Here is a 21,219-nt window from a genome sequence, read left to right as displayed (position 1 = left end):
CAGTCGCATATTCATCATGCTCTTGCGGTTGAAGCCGCTATGCGTCACTTTGCCGGATTGTTTAACGAAGATAAAGAATTATGGGGCATAGTTGGAATTTTGCATGACATAGACTGGGAATTAACAAGTTCTCAGCCGGAGACACACTGTCATAAAGCGCCGGATTTATTGCGCGAGGCCGGATCCCTAAAGTAGACGAATTTGAACCTGATTTCGCAATATTCATTTCTCCAAACCCAGGAGCACCTGGTCCTGCTAAAGCAAGAGAACTCTTATCTGAAAAAGATTTACCTGCAATCATCATCGGTGATGCACCAGGTAAAGGTAAGAAAGATGAAATGGACGAACAAGGTTTAGGTTACATCATCGTAATGTCTGACCCAATGATTGGTGCAAAAAGAGAATGGTTAGACCCAACTGAAATGGCTATCTTCAACGCTGACATCTTAAAAGTATTAGCTGAAACCGGTGCATTAAGATTAGTACAAAAAACCATTGACGGTGTAATCGCTGCTGCTGATGCTGGAGAAGAAATCGAATTACCTAAACTCATTATTACTGCTGAAAAAGCTGTTGAAGCTGCTGAATTTGCTAACCCATACGCAAAAGCAAAAGCTATCGCTGCATACGAAATGGCTGGATCTGTCGCAAACTTAGACATGAAAGGTTGTTTCATGACCAAAGGATTCGAAAACTTCATTCCTTTAGTTGCTGCTGCACACGAAATCGCTGCTGCTGCTGCTAAATTAGCACAAGAAGCAAGAGAATTAGAAAAATCAAACGACACAGTCTTAAGAACTCCTCACATGAAAGAAGGAAACCCTGGTCGTAAAACTGAATTAATCTCTAAACCAGAATAAGTAGATAACTTCTACTTATTTTTTTTAACTTTTTTTAAACCTAAAATTAACCAAAAAATAAAAATAAAAAGCTATATTCTAATAGCTTATAAAGTTCCTTTTGTTGATGGTATCTGATTGTGTTCTACTTTTACAGCATCTTTCATTGCTTTTGCAAATGCCTTGAAAATAGCTTCACATTTATGGTGGTCATTTACTCCTTTTACTTCCCCATAGATATTCATTTTTGCTGAGGATGCAAAGGATTCAAAGAAATGGACAACAATATCTGCAGTCATGTCTCCGATTTTTTCATTTTTGAATTTCAAGTCCATGTTACAGTAGCTTCGTCCGCTAATGTCAATGGCAACTGTAGCTAGTGATTCATCCATTGGAACGATTGCATGAGCCATTCTTCTGATGCCTACTTTATCGCCGATAGCTTGAGAAAAGGCTTCGCCGAGTAAGATTCCAACATCTTCAATGGTATGGTGATCATCGATTTCGATATCCCCTGCAGCGGTTATATGCAAATCAATCATGCTGTGTTTTGAAAAAGACTCCAACATGTGATTGAAGAAATTTACGCCTGTGGAGATATTGTATTTTCCTTCACCATCAAGATTCATCTTAATTTTTATATCTGTTTCGGATGTTTTCCTTTCAACATCAGCTGTTCGACCCATCATAATTACCTTCCAAATTATTAATTCTAGCTTCGATTATTCAGTCCTTTGGACCATCACGTATAATTTTAATACAGTTTGTAGGGCATTTCATTGCGCATAATGTACAAACATGACAATATCTTAAATCCAATATATGTGCGACGTTAGAGATTTTCCAAATTTTATCTGCTTTCGGACAAATCTCATAACATTTACCGCAGGCAATACATTTAGATTCATCAATCTCAATTTGTAACATGAACTCACCCGTAAATCAATTACAATTTCAGAGTAGCTACAGACATTGCCTTAAAACCTATGTATATTTCCTTGCCAATAGTGAGATTCAATTCCTTTTCAGCGGATACAGTAATATCTGAATAGACATTTACTCCCCCAATATCCACATTAACGCGAATAATCTCATTATTTAACCTCATTTCAACAATAGTACCCTTAATTATATTACGAATACTTGATTTTTGAGGTTCCAACATTAAAAAGATATTATCATAACTAATCAATGCTAAAACTCTATCTCCGACTACATAGTTTTTATTTAAAGGAATGTTAACTTCAAAGCTTTTCATTTTAACAGTCATTACCCCTTTAGACTCGTCAATGGCTAAAACTTCGGCTTCGATTTCATTAACATCCTTGTGAAGCTCCATGATTGCATTAATTTTTTTACATTCTTTTAAAATAGAATAACCTTCTTCGGTCAAAGTAGTGCCCCCACCACCACCTTTACCTCCTTTAGAAGTACTCACAATTTTTACTTGAAGAGTAGATTCTATTTTATCAATATAGTTTAGTGCAGTCCTATAAGATATTTTAACTACTTTAGCAGATTCCGTTAAGGAACCAGTGTCTAAAATAGATTCTAATAGCTGATATTTCTTATTATCCAGTAGGAAAGAATTACCATCTACATTAATCTTATATTCAACACCCGCTTTTACATCAGTCATATTATAATCCTCCAAAGATATATAACATATATTATTTATTATTTTTATATAAAATAAGGTTTACTATTATATATTAATTTCTAAATTCTAATTTTTCAACAAAATTAAGAAGTTTATTTGCAATGACAGAGATAGGGCCAAATTTGGAAGACAACTCTCTTAAAGATGCAATATCTTCTTTTGTGAAAAATCTGACTAAAATCAGTGCAAAGAAATAGACAATAATACAGGCTATAATACCAGGGAATAGCCATAATGTAGTTTTTGGAATAATTAAAGCAAAAATACCCATAATGGCAGATGCAGCAATGATTTTTAGCACAGAAAGCTTTTGAGCCTTAGCCTTGGTCAGCTTGAATACAAAATAAATTACCGGCACCATCATCACGAAACAGCCGATAGTAGTTCCGAGCGCACCCCCTGCAATTCCCATGAACGGAACCAAAATCCAGCACAATATTCCTGTGACGATAGCTCCAAAAATCAAAATGTACATTGGAATACGAGGATTTCCGATACCCTGAACAATACTGGTTGAAATTGAAAATATTGAATAGAATGTCATACCAATAGCTAAAATAGCCAATGCAGAAGCACCTGCAACATATTCAGGTTTGGCAAAATACAATACCCTCAATGTAGGCGCTGCAAACAAAGCAAGACCCACACACATCGGAACTACAAACAACAATGAATATTTATAGGATTCATTCACATATCTCTGCAATGCCGGAATGTCTTTTACTTTAAAAGCTTCAGAAGAAGCCGGAAGAATTGTTGTAGCTACAGAAATTGAAATCATTAAAGGCAAACGTGCAATCGGATCTGCGGCTGCAAAAAATCCAACAGCATCCAAAGTCAAGAATTTACCCATCACGATAGTACATATATTGTAAATGAGCATTTCAGCAATAGCCGTGATAATAACAGGAATAGAAAATTTAACTAATGTACCTGCAAGCCTTAATTCATCCTTTCTTGAAAATACAAATCCTGGAGAAGCTTCAGGAATATATTTTGCCATGTGAAATTTGAAAATATAAACTGCAGCAACAGCAGCCATTGAATAACCTAAAACAGTACCCCATAAAGCTCCAACAGTTGATAAACCTATTAAAACAAATGCGGTTGCAAATAATATCATACCAAGCTGTTCAATAGCACGGGTATATAGAATATACTCCATCTTATAAACACCCTGGAATGCCCCTCTGAATGCGCCCACAATTACACTGAAAGGAGTGATAAGTCCCACAATCTGTAAAGGAACCAATGCGATAGGCTTTCCCAAATAGCCATAAGCCAGCCATGGAGCGACAACAAAAACCATAAGAACTCCAAAGAAAATTCCCAGAAATACCATTATCTTTAAAGCCGTGTAAATGGTCTGTCTGGCCATGTCCGATTCATTGACGGCATTATATTCAGCAACATATTTTGCAATGGCAGGCGGAAGTCCTCCAGCAGCTAAAGTTTGGAATATACCTTGAAACGGCAAAGTAAGTCCTAAAACACCGTACATAGTAGGTCCTAGAAGCATAGCCATTAGAAAACGGTAAACATAACCTCCTATACGGAAAATTATGTTTCCTAAAAAAATTATTAAACTGCCTCTAATCAACTTATTTGCCATATAATTTACCTATAAAAATTAGTCTAGATTAATTTTAGTAAATTTTAATATATAAATGTAATCAAAAAAATAAATGTAGATTAAATCTACTTAAAAAATTTTAAAATCAAAGCAGTTATAGAAAATCCAATAATTAATGCAATAATCATCAGAATAATATTTGTAACACTGAATAACTGAGAATCCTCCTCTTCAATATGATTATCCGTGGAATTATTAACTTCTGAAATATTTGCTGATTTATTATTTATCCCATCATTTGATGAATCTGAAGTTTCAACAGCACTACTTGAACTAGATGAACTGCTACCAGAACCAGTTGAACTACTAGAAGCATATGAACTGCTAGAACTAGAAGATACACTAGAAACAGAAGAACTTCCTGAACCAGAACCACTATCTGAAGATTGCATCGGTTGAGAAGGACTAGAGGATGAAGAAGGAACCTCTTCAACATATTCAGTTCCATGACCCGGATGTGCAAAAACAACATTACCACAAGAAACAATTAAAATTATTGTTATTAAAAAAGCCAAGTATTTATATTTCATTTAAATCATCCAAAAAATAAAAAATAAAGATTATTCGAATGAATAATCTCATAATTAATCTTTTTTAGTTCTCATATAACCTACAGCAAACAAAGCACCTAAAACTAAAGCTCCAATAACTGCGTATACAAGATTATTAGATCCTGATTTAGAAACAGGCTTTTTATTAATCTCATAAGCTTTTGAATCATCATTTGAACTATCATCAGATGGACTTTCTGATGAATCTTCAGATGTTGAAGCAGTTGAAGTGCTTATTGGGTTATTTGAAGTTCCAACACTGGAATAACTACGTTGATTTGTATTTGTAGAAGGAACAGATGGATTATTTACATTACTATTAGAATCTGTATTAGTATTAGTGTTTGTATTAGTATTGTTAGATTCTGTGTTAGTATTTTCCTTATTACTGTCAGCAATTTGCTTTAATAAATCCTCTTTACTGATATCTTCCAAACTTCTTAAATATTTAAGACTACTGCCTTCTCCTCCAGAAGTGATAGTTTGCAATTGTTCCTGAGTAATCCATCTACTATCTGAATGAGCAACTTTATGGTAATTATCTGTTAAAATTGGATTATCTCTACCATTATACAAGTCAATGAATGCTTGAATTTGAGCAGCTCTTTTTGATTCAGATGTAGCATATGCACTTAAATCAGGGCTTGGCCATTGATAAGAAAGAGCGACAGCCTGACCAATGTTATTAGCTGAATCCCAAATTATCAAGATACCTTCTTCATCCAAATCATCAGCACCTTTATATTCATCACTTGTTAATTTTTGAACAAGATAATTTCCAAGACCTGGAGATACATCCAAAATATATTCAAGACTATCATCCTTACAATATTGTTCATTTGCAATGTAGATATAGGATTGGTTCTCATTTAATGGGAAATTTTCCTGAATATAGTCAACCATGAAGAATCCTGGCTGTACACCTGGACATGCATGATTGTGGAACAAGAATGACATGATTTGGTCAAAAGCCGGTCCTGCAGACCAAGCATTGGAAATACTTTGAATACTGAAATAATTTCCATCAGGATATGCGCTTGAACTAATTCCTCCAGAAATAGCTGAATTATTCAAAGTAGTCATGTTGATATTGTAAACTTGACTTCCATTATATTCACCGATGAAAAATGTTCCGTCTTCATTATATCTCATATAAATACTCATTAAAGAACCATCGTCTTGTTTTAATAAGAAATTAAACCATAATGGAGTCCAAATTGCTTTATGATCAGGTAATAATGTTTTTCTGGATAATCTTGACCCTAACTCTTCAAATAAACCATCCCAACATGCCTCGGTTGATTGCTCATTAATCATTACATAACCAGCTGAAGTTAAAACCATCAAATTAGGCATATCCTTATGTATTTTTACACCTAATTCATTTTCATAAATTGATTTTGCAGTGCTTGCAGCTTGTTGACCAATAGCTTTGAAGTCATCGTAAGTCAATGAACCTTTATTAGCGATAACATTGTCACGGGTGGCATTTGGTAAATCCAGACTTTGAATATAAGCATAATCCAAACCATGAGAATTAGTTGCATTGATAACGTGACCTTCATCATCTTCTTCATCGTCAGTAGTTCCGACTAAATATAAGTATTGTTCATAATTCAAACCTTCTTTTTCAATTAAAATATTAACAAGACTTGCAGGATTATTATAAATCCTGTTAATCCACCATGTGTTGTATTTTAATTGTTCTAAACTACCGTCTCCAGTAATTCCGGTTTCTTTTTCAAATAACTGTTTATTTTTATCGGAATCATATTCCATTACAATAATAGTTCCTTTATTAGTTTGACCATTCCAACGGATGAAACCAATCATTTTTTCAGTTGCACCTGTTGAAGTAGTATTGAATCCTATGTAAGAAGTCTTACCGGAAGTTGCATCTAAGAAAAAGATAACAGCATCGTTAGAAGAATCACCAGGAATACCTAAAACTTTATAAGAAGTAATATCTCCAGGAGATTGTTTACCATTACCAGTTTCTTTTATTGGAGGATAATATTGAAGTAATGCTTTAGTTATTGTATAACCACCAAGAGTTCCTTCACAAATATGTCCATGAAATGCTGCCTCCTGTAATACATCAAAGGTTACGCCATCATACCAGCCGTTAGCCAAACTGGCAAATGAAAATGCATTTTCACCGCCAACAGCTTTATATAAAGCATTCCATTGTGAAGTAGTCATATTTTCAGAGATTGTACCAAGATATACCTCATTTGTATTTCCATTTAAAAATATTGCTGCATTAAGAGCATTGCCTTTTTTAACTACAAAACAAAAATCAATTGGATCCACAGCGGTTTGACGTAACATCAATATGTTACCCCTACCATAAGAAATATATTCAGTAGCATAGTTGAGAATTCCATCAATAGCAGGTTCACTGGTTTTACCGTTTAATTTAGGTACACCAGCTGTAGTAATTGCTAAAACTTCATCAGCATTTTTAAAATCAAGTAATGAGTCTGCTTTAGCTGTTACATCATAACCTAATTTATAACTGTCTGTAGCTTTTAAATCTACACTTATAATTTTATTATCAGTATCTACAAGTTTATATTGTGTAATATAACCTGGAGCTGAAATAGAAATATTAAGTTTAGTAGAGATTTCTGTTGAATTAATTTTAACATTATACAGTTTAGATGAACTATCATAATCCTGAGAAATGACAGAATTATTCTCTATATTAAATGTAGGTGTTATTTTGCTAGCATCATCAGGATATTCATAATTTACGGCAATATCAATTTGAGAAATGCCTGGAATTTCTGAATTAGTCAGTATGTCTGAAGAAATTACATCGCCATCCTGAGCAGAAACGCTAGTCATTGCACACATTACCAACATGACAAATGTCATGAGTAAAATAAATTGTTTTTTAATATTTTAGCCTCCCATTTTGTATATATTATGTATTCGTTAACAATCATTAACTAAATACAAATCTACTTTGTAGTAATAATTATATATAAATATTTATTACTTATAATAATAATTTTACAGAAAAAGTATTACTTTTACGGAAATTTAAAAAAATGAAACCACATAAAAAGTAGTAAAATATGAAATTAATTCTTTTAAATATCGTTTATTGAATAAATTAATTTATATTATTATAAAATATTAAATTATATAATTTACAGTGAAATTAAGAAAAATTATTGAAAAATCAGAGTATAAAAATTCAGTAATACTATTAACAATGTTATATTAGCAAAATAAATAATAATAATTGAGCATATAACAATTATTATATAATTATAAAGTTATTTATAAAATAAGTAAATTTAATAATTAAATATCAGAAACAGATAAATTAAAACTAAAAAACTATAAATAATACTTTTTTTAAAAAAATTAATATAATATGAATAAAAAATATCATATTTGTAATATATAACTAAAAGGTGATTGAATGCATTTACCCGACGGAATTGTACCTCTTAATCAAGCATTGATTTATTGGATTATTACATTGATAATAATGGCAATATTCTTTTATAAATTTTCCAAAGATGAAAATAAAGAAAAAAGGATAGTATCAATAGCTATTTTTAGCGTATTTACAATAACAGTGACTTCATTATCTATTCCTTCACCGTTAGGAGTGCCAATACACTTCTTTTTAATACCTTTAGTGGCTATTTTACTTGGGCCTTTCACATCAAACATTGTATCCTTTATAAGTTTATTAATGCAATTCCTTTTACTAAATATGGGAGGAATTACAATACTCGGAGCGAATTTCTTAGTAATGGGATTGATATTATCCTTTGTAACATATGGATTCTATAAGATTATAAAAGACTTGAATGAAAAGGTTGCAATTTTTACATCAACAATTATCGGAATAATGGCTGCCACATTCGGTCAAGTAGCAATTTTACTAATATCCGGAGCTATGAATTTCGATGTGTTGCTAGCAACTTTAATTCCTTTCTACTTATTTATTGCAATAATAGAAGGATTTGCAAATATAATCATAATAAGTGCGATTAAAATGATAAAACCCGAAATAATGGAGATAAATAAAATTTAGGTGATGAAATGAAAAAAATATTAATTATTTTAGTATTGTTAATAGTTGGAATAACCGCTGTATCCGCACATGGAGTTGATATAACGGCAGATACAATGGTTATTACAAATAATACAAATGGACAGCTTGTAAAAGATATTGCGGACGCAAATGGAATAAACATTAGTGTATACAAATTCACATCAGAAGATGAAGTAGCACATATCCTAGAACACAGCGTCAACAATACGAATAAAAGAATATTGCTTGTGGCATACCAAGACACGGGCAAAGAATTTTTAAACGAGCATCAGGAATTATCTGACAGAATAATAATAGTGGACGATTTGAATAATGAAACAATATTGGACGGATTAAATCAGATAATGAATGCTCCTACAGGAAATACACAGACAGACAGCAACTTTGGACTTCCTTTAGGAATAGGTATTGTAATCGGTTTAATAATAGGGCTTGGAATCGGCGTATTAATTTCAAAAAAGAAGAGTTAATTTAGGTTTCAAAAACCTAAATATATTTTTTTAAGAATTTTTCAAATTCAACTAAAGTCCTATTCAAAGATTCCATACCATATTCATCCTTTTTAATATCATTCAAAGTGTCATTAGACCAAAATGATGCTCCCAAATTTGATCCGAACGGTCCTCCGCTTACCGGAATAATACCATGAATCATGAAATAAGTTATATTTTTTAAATGAGCGAAATCCTGTCCGCCTGTCCTGTCACCACCAACAGCTATGCTCATGCCTATTTTGCCTCTGAGAAGATTGTAATCAATAGCTTCAAGAGCTCGTGTTCTGTCCATGATTGCAGAAAGATTGCTTGAAATTCCTCCGCTCTGAACAGGTGTTGCCAGGATAATGCCGTCGGCATCCTGAAGATTCCTATAAACATCTGCCATATCATCTTCAATGATGCATCTTTTATTTTCCAAACAGTAATCGCAATGCATGCAAGGCCTAATGTTTTTACCTGCACATGAAAATAATGTTGTTTCAAAGGAATCATCATCAAGTTTTTCCAATGCTTTTTTAATTACATAATTTGTTGTACTTATCCTGGGGCTGGCGCAAATTCCAAAAACTTTCATACTATCACATCATCCTTGAAATATAATTATATTATTTTAATTAATTAATTTTGTTCCAAAAAATACCAATTTAACAAAATATTTATATCAAACTAATTTCATAAATCTAAATAATAGTAATTATTGGGGATATATATGAAAGTGGGACATGGTATTGTAAAAAAATATTCTAGGGAGTATCATAGAACTCTAAAAACCGGAGAGAAAAAGAAATATACAACCGAACAGATTCAAATTACAGTTCCAAAAAATGAAGATATTTATTCTAACGAAGAAGAAGTCCTTATTATTCCTCAAAATGAAATTGAAAACTTCAATAATCTTGAAGATGAGTTACATTCAATTAAAATAGCTAATTATTTATATATGATGGAAGTGGAAAAATTGGAGCAAGCACTTAATACTGAAAATTCTTCTGAATATGAAAAAATCATCGAAGAACTAAAAGCAGAACTTCATGCTAAAGAAAATGAAATAAGTACATTGGAAAACATAAATAAAGAAACCAAACAGGACTCATTAGCTATTTTAAAAGAAGAAAACAACAACATTAAAACCAAACATTCCAGATTGATTGAAGAAAATGAAAACCTAAAGAACAAATACGTGAATATGAAAATAGAGAATGAAAACCTCAAAACCAAATATTCAAGTATTAAAGAAGAAAATAAAAACCTCAAAACCAAATGCTCCAACTTAAAAGAGGAACATGCTGACATCAAAGACAGCTATGCTAAAGTCAGCGACAAATATGATCAGTTAAAACAGGAAAATCTCAATACAAAAACCAGTTATGCTGAAATATTTGAAGAAAACGAAAGCTTAGAAAAAGATTACGATGAGTTACGTCTTGATTACAATGATTTAGTTGATAAATACAACAGCTTAGAAGAAGAATTATACATCTTAAAATCAACTAAAAGTCGTGACGAATATATCGCCAATAAAGTTAAAGAATTTATTTTAAATAAAGAAATTTAAAATTGATAATCATCCTTAAATTCAGGATTCCACCTTTTAAGGCCAGGAATGAATGTGGTTGTAATACCTGTTGCAGTAGTTTCTGGCAATCTTGGATTTTTTTCCATCATCTCTTTTGATTTGCGGACAATCATCTCAGTTAATGTTATATCAGGTTCTGTGTATTTACCATCCTGGAAACAATCTTTACAAAATTCAGGATTTAAACTACCGTCTTCATTAGTACCGTAATCTTCTTTTACAATTGGTCTGCCGCAAGAATTGCAAAAACCCATTTTAAAACCTCTTAAAAAAAATAGAAAATAAATTAGAAATTAATCTAATTTACTTGTTCGTCTTCATCCATTGCAAGTCTCATATTATCTGGGTCAGGTGGGAAGTGTGCTAAGAAGTCTTGAGCAGATCTTCTGACATCTCTTGAACCGATAATGTATCTTCCTGCAATAATTACATCTGCACCTTTTTCGATAGCTTCTTCAACATTGTCAGGAGTGATTCCTCCAGCTACTGCGATAAGGCCACCGCCAAGGATTTCTTTAATCTTTTTAATGTTACCCCATTCGGTCATTTCACTTACATCTTCACCTTTTTCGGCTTTGTAAGTTTCGAGGTCAACATTTCTGTGTAATAATACTATATCCGGTTTTAAATCATCAGGCAATTGTGATAATTTATCTTCAAAGTCAGCTACGTTCATCATATCCAAGATAGCGTAGATACCTTGTTTCTGGGTTTCATGAATAGCTTTCTTGATTGATTCAATAGTACCGAGTCCGGAAATAGCTACTGCATCAGCTGTTGCATCTGCTGCCATTTTAATTTCTACACGTCCTACATCCAAGGTTTTTAAATCTGCGATGATGAATGCGGATGGACGGAGTGCTCTGATGTCTTCAACTACACCGACACCGAATTTTTTAACGAGTGGTGTACCTGCTTCAATAAGTACTCTTTCTTTATCCGGTAAGTCACCAAGGATTTTGGCCATTGCTTCTTTGCTGTCTAAGTCAAGAGCTACTTGCAAGTAAGGTGGAGACCAAAGTTTTTGTACTCTGAATCCCATAATTGGGTGAGTTCCACGGTCTTTTTCTGCGAGAACTTTTTCGATTGAAGGGTATCCTTCCATTGCTCTCCTAATAGCCAATTTGGTAGCTCCATAGTTATATTGATAGATTTTTCTGTAATCTTTTGCAGAAGGATCAATAAATACACTAACATTGATTACGATATCTTCAACAATATCTTTTGGAATGTATCCGTCTTCTACTGCATCAGCTACTGCTCTTGCAACAGCAGTTTGTGCAGGTCCAAAAATTTTACTAGCATCGTCTAAATCACCAACAGTTACTTTAGGAATAATCAAAGTAGCTGGTTTAGTCATTAAGTTTGGTCTGATTACGCTGGTTAATGGAGTGTGTCCAACTGAAAGGCTAGATAATCCATTAGCGAAAGCATGACCAACAGGACCGAATTTATCACCAATCAATAAATCAATGTGTGCTAATTCCGGGCCGTCTCCAATAAGAGCTTCTCCTATTCTATACATTGGGTCCATTAAATTTCCTCCGTTATATAATAACACTTTATAGTTTATTTTTATTTGTAAATATAATTATTGGAAATTGATCCTTTTTGAGATATCCTTTGGTAAAGGTAATCTTCTGAAAGGCATTCCTTTAGTTTTTTGTTTAATTTCAGCGATTAATTCATCTACATCCATGTCGACTTTTTCACCGGTTTCACGAACGGTAACCTGGAATTTGCCTGATTCTACTTCATTATCTCCAATGACAAATATGTATGGTATCCATTCTTTGGATGCATTTCTGATTTTCTTACCGACACTTTCATCACGGTCATCGATATCTACACGGATATTGGATGCATTGATTTTTTCATAGATTTCTTCAGCAAACTCTTCATGAGCATCCCCAACTGTAATGATTCTGGCCTGAATTGGACTTAACCATGTTGGCAACATTGGAGATTTTTCATTTAAATCAATAGCTGTTTTTTCAAGCATTGCACATAAAACCCTTTCAATACTACCTGTTGGGGAACAGTGCAGGATTGTAGGATTGTGCTGATTGCCGTCTTCACCCAAGTATTCAATGTCAAATCTTTTACCGCTTTCAACATCAATCTGAACTGTAGGGTTTTCAATAGGACGACCTAAAGCATCAATATTAGCCAAGTCGATTTTACATACCCAGTAGTGGTGTCTTTCAGGTAAAACTTCTAAAAGAATTGGTTTGTTGAATTTTGATGCAATTTCATACATCCACTCTTCATTTTCATCAAAGAAATCCTGGGTTGCTCTGAAAATAACTTCAAAGTCCAGGTTCAAGTCACTGCCTGTTTTTAAACACATGTCAGTCTGGGCTGAAAACTCATCCAAGGATGCCGGAACGTCAGCACAGAATGAGTGGAAATCCGGCATTGTAAATGCCCTTAATCTTTTAAGACCAACAACTTCACCTTTTTTCTCATATCTGAAACTGTAATGTGTCAATTCAAAAATCTTAGCAGGTAAATTTCTCCAGGTTAAGAATGAATCACTCATTAATCTGAATGCACCGAAACAGGCTGCGAATCTTAACATCAATTTCTTTTTAGTGTCAGTTCTGTATTGTCTTTCACCGAACTTATAAGCGTGCTCATAGATTGCCTGATTATCCAAATCATAGAAAATTGGAGTTTCAACAGGCATTGCTCCACGATCAACTACCAAATCATAAACATAATCATCCAACAAATCCCTGATTAATTTTCCTTTCGGATACCAGCGGAGATTTCCAACATCGGATGCAGGCTCGTAATCACAGATTTCTTTTTCTCTCATCAGTTTGACATGAGGAGGTTCGCCTTCATCGGATGCGCCTTGGCCCAATTCATAATCAACGAGATGTTTGAATGCTTTGTTTTCAAATTTAAAGTCTTTGATTTCAGTGATTTTATTTCCTTCAAGGATTTGCCATTTGGAAGGTTTTCTTTCAATTTTTTCTTCTTCAGTCTCGGCAGTTATGGTTCTTGAAAGCTCACTTAATGGGTGACCTTTACAGGAAATTTCAAATGCCTTATACCAGCCGAACGGTACTCTTACAACATTTAAATCTTCAGCCAAAAGAGCTTCTTCAGCATCTTTTAAAATTCCAACAGCAACTTTTGGTGAGCTTAATGAAGAAGATAAATGCGCATATGGATATAAAACAATGTTTTCTGCTTTAACTTGGTCATTGGTTTTTAAAACCTCTTTAACTAAGTTTTTAACAATCCCTTGAGGGTTATCTTCGTCTTCTTTTTCAACAGCAGTAAATACAACTAAAGAATCATCGAAAGAACCGTCATGTTTAGCTTCTTCGATTTCTTCGGCTACTGGTGTTTTCTTTTTAACATTATAATTTAAATAATCAGAATGAATTAATAGTATTCTCATTTGACCACCAATATATTATGATTTAATTTTTGGTTTTAATATTATATAAAATGATTTAAAAAGTAATTTTTTACATAAAGATAATATATTATCAAAATAAATTATTATTCATGAGAATAATTTTAGCAGGAACCGGCAGTGCAGTTGGAAAAACCACAATTGCAACCGGAATAATGAAAGCATTATCCGAAAAATATAATGTGCAGCCATTTAAGGTGGGGCCAGACTATATAGACCCATCATATCATACTTTGGCTACTGGAAACACCTCAAGAAACCTGGATTCCTTTTTTATGCATGACGGACAGGTTAGGGATTCCTACAATAAGGCAATGGCCGACAAAGATATTGCAGTTATTGAAGGCGTCAGGGGATTATATGAAGGAATTGATTCAATCAACGATATAGGAAGTACTGCTTCAATTGCAAAATCCCTTAAGGCACCTGTTATTCTGATAATCAATTCGAGAAGCCTGGTTAAAAGCGCTGCGGCATTGGTTTTAGGCTTTAAAGGACTGGATCCTGAAATTAATATTGCCGGAGTAATTCTCAATAAAGTCAAAAATAAAGCGCATTACGAAAAAACAAAACGTTCAATAGAAGAAATCACTGGAACGGAAGTCATCGGCGGAATAATACGTGATGACAATATTTCAATAGAGCAAAGGCATTTAGGTCTTGTTCCTGCTCGTGAGCGAGAGAATTCTTTGAAATTTATTGACATATGGTGTGAAACCATCAAGAATTCAATTGATTTGGACCGATTGGTTGAAATCGCAAAAACCGCACCTAAAATTAACTCTGATCTGGAGCCTATTTGGAATAAGCTAAATAAACAGAAGGTTAAAATTGGTGTTGCCTATGATGAAGTTTTCAATTTTTATTATAAGGAAAACATTGAATCATTGAAAGCAAACGGTGCTAAAATAAAATACTTCTCACCATTGAACGATGAAAACCTTCCAGACATTGACGGATTGTATATCGGTGGAGGATATCCTGAGCTATTTTCAAAAGAACTATCGAATAATGAAAAAATGCTTAAAGATATCAAGGACTTCCATCTGGATAACCGTCCTATCTTTGCCGAATGTGGCGGTTTAATGTATCTTATGAAATCAATTCATGAAGATGCTGTAGTAAATGTATATCCCTACAAGTCCATTCTAACAGATCGTGTCCAAGCACTGAAATATACGATTGCGGAAGTCCAGAAAGACAATATCATTTCCAAAAAAGGCGAAGTTTTCCATGGACATGAATTCCACTATTCAAAAGTGATAGTTGACACTCCACAACATGACTTTGCATTTAAGATAACCCGTGGAAAAGGCTCATATGATTTCCAGGACGGATTTATGGAAAAAAACACTTTAGCAAGTTACGTGCACACACATGTGGCTGCAATGCCTAACTTCGGAGGAAACCTATGTATTTCAGCAATAGAAAAATAGACTTTTTCCATCCATATATCGTGCCGATAGCAATACTGGTCTTTTTGGTGATGGGATATATCGGGTCATTCAATTACAGATTCGAAGATCCTCTGAATACCCAAACCATTTTGACAGTTATCTTTGCAGCAGCATTGTTTACAATAGCATCATTTATAGTTTCAAAAAAGTTTACAATAGAAAAAACCGCTGAAATTAATTTTCTATCAGAAAAAATTTTAGTATTATTTATCATATTATCACTTGTTTTGCAGAGCCTTAATATGGTATTGCTTGGTGGAATACCTTTATTTGATAGTGTACTAAAAGCAAATGCAACAACTAATTTGTGGAGAATTGCATATCCTCTATTTTTAATTTTAATAAATATATTGATTGCTAAATATTATAATAGAAAATATTTGATACTTGTTCTACTTGGAGCATTAGTTTTTGGGCTTAACGGATACAGAACATCAGTAGTGGGAATTCTGGTCAGCGTATTCATCAGCATGTATTATATTGGAAAAATATCTCAAAAAATTGGAATTCTATTCGTTATAATTATTGCAATCGGAGGCCTTGCCGTAGGATACATAGCATCACAGTCCATTGCAACACAAACCTGGACATTGAATCCTGTTGAATTGGTATTTTACAGGGCAGCATTTACTCAGGAAGTATTAGAAAAAATAATTCCACTTGCAGGAACTACAAACGGTCATATATTATCAATGATTTTCTCATCAGGAAGTCCAAGGTCATTTATAGGAAATTATGTGCTCCATTACGATGTCTGTCTGACTTCAACAATGTTCGGACCGGTGATGCTTGACTTTGGATATATAGGTCTTACAATCCAAATGCTATTTATGGGGGCATTTTTAAAAATTATTCATTCAATTGCTAAAAACGGTGTGGAAATCGGTATCTATTCAATAATATTAACTCATACATTAATATGGATTGAAACAGGACCGACTGACATTATGATTTGGTTTTTATACCTTTTAGGATTGATATTGATATTGCTAACCAAATATAAAAAATAGTAAAAAAAAGTATTTGTAATCTATACAAATATTAAAATAATCAATATTATAAGTGAAATAAAGAATATTACAGTTCCTCGAGTAATAAAGAACCTTGATCTATCTGCAAATATGAATGTTAATCCATAAGACAGAGCCAAAGCAACAATCATTTCAATTAAACCACTTATACCATAATCTATTTTCAATAAGTTGCCGAATATGAAAGACAATAAATATGAAACAATAACAACTAGAGCAATTGTGACAAAAGCATTACTTAAAATCGGTTGCAGGCGGTCAAACCAGGACGGACCAGAAGAATAACCATAGTCATACAAGTTTGCGGGATATAGACCATTATTCTGATTTCTTTTACGCCTATTTAATATTGAAGTTAAAAAATTATTTGAAAAATTATTATATTCCTCAACCTGAGGATATAAAGTATTTTTATAAACAACAGGGTTTTCATCTCTTCTGCGCATGATATATTCCATATCTGAAGCATCGTAAGTATATTCTGGATATTCTTCTTCAATATATGAAACCTCACCTGAAGAGTAATCACTATCCAAAGTAGTTTGCTGAGAATTATCCTGGTATTTTTTAGCCAATTCCACCAAATTATCCCTATCGACCAATTTGATATTTTTTCTCAAAGCATAATTGGTAGCCTGATTATTGAAGTAAGCTGATGTAACAACAGCAACTTTTGAAGCTTTTAGGCTTTCTGCCACATCCTCCATTTCCCTTAATAAATCAATGCCAACTTCAAACTCCTTATCATAGTTATTACATGCCATAACTACACCAAAATCACCAATTGTTGTTGGTAGAACAGCATATATGTCAATAACCTTTTGTGAAGTCTTAAAGTTCTTATATACTTTAAAACCAGAATCCTCCATAACTTTAGCTATAAAATTAATTAATTGTGGTTTCTCCAAAATTCCACCCGCATGTGTTTCACTTTATTATTAATTTATAAATGAAATTATTATTAAAGTTTATTATTAAAAAAAATAAAAAAAAATAAAAAATTTTACTTTCTTTTATACACAATAAAACCAACAACACAAACAACAATAATTGCTAAAATTATCCCAATAATAGTAAAATCAAAATTATTGTTTTGAGAGGTTATATTTGTTGTATTGTCTGATGTTGTATTATTTACAGAAGTATTGTTTGTTGCATTAACTTCAATAGATTGATCATCCCCACCAGAACTAGAGGAACTTGATGAATCAGAACCACCAGAACCAGAAGATGAAGAAGAAACAGAAGATCCAGAATAGCTACTTGAATCAGAAGAACTATAATCTGAACCACCAGAACTAGAAGAGGAACTTGGAACAGATTGCGAACCTGAGTCACCACCTGTGCTTGTTACTTCTTCAGGATGTGGACCATCATGTCCAGGATGTGCAGCCGCAAATGACATGCACAGACATATCCCAATAATCAATACTAATGTAAATATTATCTTATTTTTAATACAAAACCCTCCAAAAAAAATAAAATGAGGTTAATTGATTAACCTCATGAAGTTATTTTTATTGTGTTTGCTATTGCTGCACCGTTATACATTGAAGTTATGATGTATTCACCAGCCTGTAGGTTGATGTTGAGTGCTGCAAATCCTTCGCTGTTAACAGTTCTTTCGTACATTACTCCGTTGACGTTGAATGTTACGTTTTGTCCGACGAATGGTTTTCCTTGTCCGTCAAGCAATTTTGCTTTGAACTGTGTTCCATCACGATATTTCATTGTGATGTCTTCAGCTGATAAAATCGGTTTGACGGTAATGTTGTTGGCAACAGCGCTTCCGCCATACATTGCTGTAATAACATAGTCTCCAGGGCTTAAATTAATGTTTAATTTAGCGTATCCGGATGCATTGGTTTTTCTTTCATACATTACACCGTTGATGTTGAATGTAACGGTTTCGTTTTCACCGACAGGATTGCCGTCATCACCTAAAATTTTAACAACGTACTGGGAATCGTTTTTATAATATTTGACTAAGTCATTGTTTTCTACGATTTTTGGAATAACTGTAATGGTATTGGAAGCCATTTGATTAGTAACTGGGTTAGTGGCAGTTATAATGAATGTGCCTTGACCTAAGTTAATATTCAATCTTGCAGTACCATTTTCATTGGTCTGGCGTGTGTACATGACACCGTTAATGTTAAATGTCACATCAGTACCGTTAGCCAATGTGTTTCCTTGCGCATCAGTGAATGTAGCATAGTATTGAGTGCCGTTTCTGAAGATTTTAGTAACATCATTAGCATTGACTGTTGATAAAATAGTTACGGTTGAATTAACAGTAGTATTTTCCACAACAGTTGTTACATTGTAGATTCCTGGTCTTAAGTTTAAGCCTAAACTTGCAGTACCGTTTTCATCAGTTGTTTTAGTATAAGTAACATTATTAATTATAATTTGGACTGATTGATTGGAAACAACATTGCCTTGATTGTCGGTAACTGTTACTACAAACTTATCAGGAGCAGAGAAGTATTTTTCAACATCTGGAGCATTAACAACTACATGATTTTCGTTTTCAACTACAATGATTTGATGTAAAGCTAAAATAGTTGATCCTGTAGATTCAAAGAATAATGAATTATCTTCACTTATAAGATTAGTGATGTCTAATTCAAATATGCTTACTGAATTGGATGAACCAGCCCACACATCAGATGAAACATTATCATTGAATACAATATTACCTTCACCAGCTTGAGCACTTGCAGCAAAGACATATAAAGTTGAATTTAAAACTTTTTCAACATCAACACTTTCGAATTGTGTTTTTGAACCTACAGTTAAATTTTTACTATATGATTTTGCAAGTAAATCAGCATTTTCAGCAATGTAAACTCCTTTACTAGTAGTGGATTCATTATTATTAGTTAAAATTAATAATGAACCTGGATAAACAGCAGATTTACTGGAAAGTTTTTTAATAGTTATATTGTTATTTCCAGATTGAACGAGGCCAGTTACATTATAAACAACTAAACCGTATCCTCTGTTTCCATAGTTACCTAAGTTTCCTTGATCACGATAACTTGCTATAGGAGTTATAGTTGCATTGTTGAATGTTACATTCCATGTATTAAAGTCACCTGAAGCAACATTGTCCCAATTATATGAGATATAAAGTAAAGCTTCAGCCACATCACCATCATAATCGGCTGTTAATGTTTCATTTCTTGAAGTTACACCAGTTCCCATATAAGCGGAATCACCAGAATTAACAACAATTACATCACCAGTAATTTGATAGTAACGATTGATTTCAGTGTAGTTTTCAGTTGGATATTCTAAATTCTTACCTAAATTACCGTTGTAACGAACAGGGAATGAATAATCAGTAGAATTGATTTCACTACCATTATTTTCAACGACAACAGTATATTGAGCTAAAGTATTATTAGCACCATATTGTGTGTTTTCATCAATTGGTCTGATAGTTGGGTCTACAAATGAGAATTTATAACTTGAACCTAATGCATAATCAGGAATAATAGTTTCGAAAATTGTTTCATTTCCACTTAAAACTTTAACAGTCACATTTGTTGCTTTTCCAGTACCATCATTAGTTACGGTTAATGTTAAAGTGTTATTTACACCAGCTTGAATAGTAGGAACACTAGTATATTCAGTAGCCAATTTATTTACAGCAGTTGGAATGTTACCGAATAAGTATACAGCAAAGTATGTGTCCATGTCATAGATGGTTCTGTTTGCATAATAGTCTTCGTAGATTGTTCCAATGTAAGCTAAACTAGGATTATACAAATCGATGCCTTTATCTTTTTGATAAGCGTTTTCAGCTACCCATAAATCGTCAGAATAAGTTCTGAACTGCAAGATAACTCCACCATCAATCAATTCAACCCCCATAATGAATTCACCATAGTCACCACCGATATAAGTACTGTATAACAATTCACTACCATCAGCACTTAAAACAGCTAAAACAGCATCCATAGTGTAGAAATCTGCATGTTGTTGAGGATCAGCAACATAGACTTGACCATTTTTAACTTTCTGGAAAGCATCATCAGTAACAGGGAAATCACTGGACTGACTCATACCACCGATATAAAGATTGCCTTCATCATCAACAGCAATTGCTCTTCCACCTTCATCAGCATTACCACCAAGATAAGTGGAATAAACAATACTCCAATCACTGGTATCAAATTTCATAGCAAAGATATCTCCACCAGAAATACCATCACCAACACCACCATAAGTTTTTTGATAAGCATTAGCGGTAGTAGGGAAATCATCAGACCAAGTATCACCTAAATAATACAAGAAACCATCATCACTAATAAACAAAGCCTCACCATCATCAGTTTTGCTACCACCAATGTATGAGCTGTATAACAATTCTCCACTGGTAATATTAATAGCAGCTAAGAAAGAATCAGCTTCACCAACATTACGAACAGTCCTGTTAGCATTAGCAGTAGT

18 protein-coding genes and 2 pseudogenes are annotated in these 21,219 nt (G+C 33.2%); 7 read left to right on the top strand and 13 right to left on the bottom strand.

The window, feature by feature from the left end; genetic code table 11:
* Together IJQ68_RS02530 and IJQ68_RS02525 are read left to right on the top strand one after the other, a co-directional pair.
* A pseudogene (locus tag IJQ68_RS02530) lies at window positions 1-195 on the top strand (hypothetical protein); the annotation flags it as partial.
* Window positions 183-860, top strand: a pseudogene (locus IJQ68_RS02525) (F420-dependent methylenetetrahydromethanopterin dehydrogenase); the annotation flags it as partial. The pseudogenes IJQ68_RS02530 and IJQ68_RS02525, both read left to right, overlap by 13 nt.
* An 86-nt stretch (window positions 861-946) precedes the next feature.
* Here the strand turns inward: IJQ68_RS02525 and hisB are convergent.
* The 6 genes from hisB to IJQ68_RS02495 all read right to left on the bottom strand — a co-directional run bounded on the left by hisB (window position 947) and on the right by IJQ68_RS02495 (window position 7,563).
* Entirely contained in the window at window positions 947-1,525 is a 579-nt protein-coding gene (gene hisB, locus IJQ68_RS02520; protein ID WP_292796544.1) for an imidazoleglycerol-phosphate dehydratase HisB, read from the bottom strand.
* Window positions 1,526-1,565: 40 nt separating this feature from the next.
* A complete protein-coding gene (locus IJQ68_RS02515) occupies window positions 1,566-1,766 on the bottom strand; it encodes a 4Fe-4S binding protein (protein ID WP_292796538.1) in 201 nt (66 codons plus the stop codon).
* Window positions 1,767-1,785: 19 nt separating this feature from the next.
* Window positions 1,786-2,478 carry a TOBE domain-containing protein gene (locus IJQ68_RS02510; protein ID WP_292796536.1) on the bottom strand — a complete coding sequence of 231 codons (693 nt, stop codon included), beginning with the start codon at window positions 2,476-2,478 and terminating at the stop codon, window positions 1,786-1,788.
* Between the two features lie 73 nt (window positions 2,479-2,551).
* Entirely contained in the window at window positions 2,552-4,111 is a 1,560-nt protein-coding gene (locus IJQ68_RS02505; RefSeq protein WP_292796534.1) for a flippase, read from the bottom strand.
* Between the two features lie 86 nt (window positions 4,112-4,197).
* Window positions 4,198-4,662 (bottom strand): hypothetical protein, encoded by a 465-nt coding sequence (locus IJQ68_RS02500; RefSeq protein WP_292796532.1) that lies wholly within the window; start codon window positions 4,660-4,662, stop codon window positions 4,198-4,200.
* 54 nt (window positions 4,663-4,716) lie between these two features.
* Window positions 4,717-7,563, bottom strand: coding sequence for an FmdE family protein (locus IJQ68_RS02495; protein WP_292796530.1), 2,847 nt, complete (start codon window positions 7,561-7,563; stop codon window positions 4,717-4,719).
* 556 nt (window positions 7,564-8,119) lie between these two features.
* Between IJQ68_RS02495 and IJQ68_RS02490 the strand changes: the two genes are divergently transcribed.
* Window positions 8,120-8,743: an energy-coupling factor ABC transporter permease gene (locus tag IJQ68_RS02490; RefSeq protein ID WP_292796527.1), complete on the top strand. Its 624-nt coding sequence runs from the start codon at window positions 8,120-8,122 to the stop codon at window positions 8,741-8,743.
* A gap of 8 nt (window positions 8,744-8,751) precedes the next feature.
* Entirely contained in the window at window positions 8,752-9,234 is a 483-nt protein-coding gene (locus IJQ68_RS02485) for a MarR family winged helix-turn-helix transcriptional regulator (protein WP_292796525.1), read from the top strand.
* Between the two features lie 16 nt (window positions 9,235-9,250).
* Here the strand turns inward: IJQ68_RS02485 and IJQ68_RS02480 are convergent, their stop codons facing one another.
* Complete coding sequence (locus tag IJQ68_RS02480) at window positions 9,251-9,835, bottom strand: flavodoxin family protein (RefSeq protein WP_292796522.1); 585 nt, start codon at window positions 9,833-9,835, stop codon at window positions 9,251-9,253.
* Window positions 9,836-9,970: 135 nt separating this feature from the next.
* On the opposite strand from IJQ68_RS02480, the gene IJQ68_RS02475 reads away from it, so the two are divergent.
* Complete coding sequence (locus IJQ68_RS02475; protein WP_292796518.1) at window positions 9,971-10,816, top strand: phosphoserine phosphatase; 846 nt, start codon at window positions 9,971-9,973, stop codon at window positions 10,814-10,816.
* Here IJQ68_RS02475 and IJQ68_RS02470 read toward each other — a convergent pair.
* The 3 genes from IJQ68_RS02470 to IJQ68_RS02460 form a co-directional block, all read right to left on the bottom strand.
* Complete coding sequence (locus IJQ68_RS02470) at window positions 10,813-11,091, bottom strand: zinc ribbon domain-containing protein (protein WP_058738252.1); 279 nt, start codon at window positions 11,089-11,091, stop codon at window positions 10,813-10,815. The genes IJQ68_RS02475 and IJQ68_RS02470 overlap by 4 nt on opposite strands.
* Before the next feature lie 44 nt (window positions 11,092-11,135).
* Complete coding sequence (locus tag IJQ68_RS02465; RefSeq protein WP_292796542.1) at window positions 11,136-12,362, bottom strand: bifunctional 5,6,7,8-tetrahydromethanopterin hydro-lyase/3-hexulose-6-phosphate synthase; 1,227 nt, start codon at window positions 12,360-12,362, stop codon at window positions 11,136-11,138.
* A gap of 66 nt (window positions 12,363-12,428) precedes the next feature.
* Entirely contained in the window at window positions 12,429-14,252 is a 1,824-nt protein-coding gene (locus IJQ68_RS02460; RefSeq protein WP_292796513.1) for a threonine--tRNA ligase, read from the bottom strand.
* Between the two features lie 110 nt (window positions 14,253-14,362).
* Here IJQ68_RS02460 and cfbB point away from each other — a divergent pair, with 110 nt between their 5' ends.
* Window positions 14,363-15,706, top strand: coding sequence for a Ni-sirohydrochlorin a,c-diamide synthase (gene cfbB, locus IJQ68_RS02455; RefSeq protein ID WP_292796511.1), 1,344 nt, complete (start codon window positions 14,363-14,365; stop codon window positions 15,704-15,706).
* Window positions 15,682-16,737 (top strand): oligosaccharide repeat unit polymerase family protein, encoded by a 1,056-nt coding sequence (locus IJQ68_RS02450; RefSeq protein WP_292796508.1) that lies wholly within the window; start codon window positions 15,682-15,684, stop codon window positions 16,735-16,737. The genes cfbB and IJQ68_RS02450 overlap by 25 nt, the downstream gene beginning before the upstream one ends.
* A 20-nt stretch (window positions 16,738-16,757) precedes the next feature.
* On the opposite strand, the gene IJQ68_RS02445 is transcribed toward IJQ68_RS02450, so the two are convergent.
* From IJQ68_RS02445 to IJQ68_RS02435, 3 genes are all read right to left on the bottom strand, one after another.
* Window positions 16,758-17,666: a restriction endonuclease gene (locus IJQ68_RS02445; protein WP_292796505.1), complete on the bottom strand. Its 909-nt coding sequence runs from the start codon at window positions 17,664-17,666 to the stop codon at window positions 16,758-16,760.
* 95 nt (window positions 17,667-17,761) lie between these two features.
* Window positions 17,762-18,163: a hypothetical protein gene (locus IJQ68_RS02440; protein ID WP_292796502.1), complete on the bottom strand. Its 402-nt coding sequence runs from the start codon at window positions 18,161-18,163 to the stop codon at window positions 17,762-17,764.
* A 98-nt stretch (window positions 18,164-18,261) separates the two neighbouring features.
* Window positions 18,262-21,219: DUF3344 domain-containing protein (locus tag IJQ68_RS02435; protein WP_292796499.1), on the bottom strand; the 2,958-nt coding region annotated here is incomplete at its 5' end.

The sequence above is a fragment of the Methanobrevibacter sp. genome (genome assembly GCF_017447225.1).
Taxonomy (GTDB): domain Archaea; phylum Methanobacteriota; class Methanobacteria; order Methanobacteriales; family Methanobacteriaceae; genus Methanocatella.
Note: the sequence above shows the minus strand (reverse complement) of the source record. Positions and strands in the feature narration are given on the sequence as shown.

What these genes read in the sequence shown, in the direction of transcription:
- IJQ68_RS02505 (WP_292796534.1), bottom strand. Translation starts at nt 4,111, where the DNA reads ATGGCAAATAAGTTGATTAGAGGCAGTTTAATAATTTTTTTAGGAAAC.
- cfbB (WP_292796511.1), top strand. Translation starts at nt 14,363, where the DNA reads ATGAGAATAATTTTAGCAGGAACCGGCAGTGCAGTTGGAAAAACCACA.
- IJQ68_RS02475 (WP_292796518.1), top strand. Translation starts at nt 9,971, where the DNA reads ATGAAAGTGGGACATGGTATTGTAAAAAAATATTCTAGGGAGTATCAT.
- IJQ68_RS02515 (WP_292796538.1), bottom strand. Translation starts at nt 1,766, where the DNA reads ATGTTACAAATTGAGATTGATGAATCTAAATGTATTGCCTGCGGTAAA.
- IJQ68_RS02470 (WP_058738252.1), bottom strand. Translation starts at nt 11,091, where the DNA reads ATGGGTTTTTGCAATTCTTGCGGCAGACCAATTGTAAAAGAAGATTAC.
- IJQ68_RS02450 (WP_292796508.1), top strand. Translation starts at nt 15,682, where the DNA reads ATGTATTTCAGCAATAGAAAAATAGACTTTTTCCATCCATATATCGTG.
- IJQ68_RS02490 (WP_292796527.1), top strand. Translation starts at nt 8,120, where the DNA reads ATGCATTTACCCGACGGAATTGTACCTCTTAATCAAGCATTGATTTAT.
- IJQ68_RS02510 (WP_292796536.1), bottom strand. Translation starts at nt 2,478, where the DNA reads ATGACTGATGTAAAAGCGGGTGTTGAATATAAGATTAATGTAGATGGT.
- IJQ68_RS02495 (WP_292796530.1), bottom strand. Translation starts at nt 7,563, where the DNA reads ATGACATTTGTCATGTTGGTAATGTGTGCAATGACTAGCGTTTCTGCT.
- hisB (WP_292796544.1), bottom strand. Translation starts at nt 1,525, where the DNA reads ATGGGTCGAACAGCTGATGTTGAAAGGAAAACATCCGAAACAGATATA.
- IJQ68_RS02500 (WP_292796532.1), bottom strand. Translation starts at nt 4,662, where the DNA reads ATGAAATATAAATACTTGGCTTTTTTAATAACAATAATTTTAATTGTT.
- IJQ68_RS02440 (WP_292796502.1), bottom strand. Translation starts at nt 18,163, where the DNA reads ATGTCATTTGCGGCTGCACATCCTGGACATGATGGTCCACATCCTGAA.
- IJQ68_RS02485 (WP_292796525.1), top strand. Translation starts at nt 8,752, where the DNA reads ATGAAAAAAATATTAATTATTTTAGTATTGTTAATAGTTGGAATAACC.
- IJQ68_RS02465 (WP_292796542.1), bottom strand. Translation starts at nt 12,362, where the DNA reads ATGTATAGAATAGGAGAAGCTCTTATTGGAGACGGCCCGGAATTAGCA.
- IJQ68_RS02460 (WP_292796513.1), bottom strand. Translation starts at nt 14,252, where the DNA reads ATGAGAATACTATTAATTCATTCTGATTATTTAAATTATAATGTTAAA.
- IJQ68_RS02480 (WP_292796522.1), bottom strand. Translation starts at nt 9,835, where the DNA reads ATGAAAGTTTTTGGAATTTGCGCCAGCCCCAGGATAAGTACAACAAAT.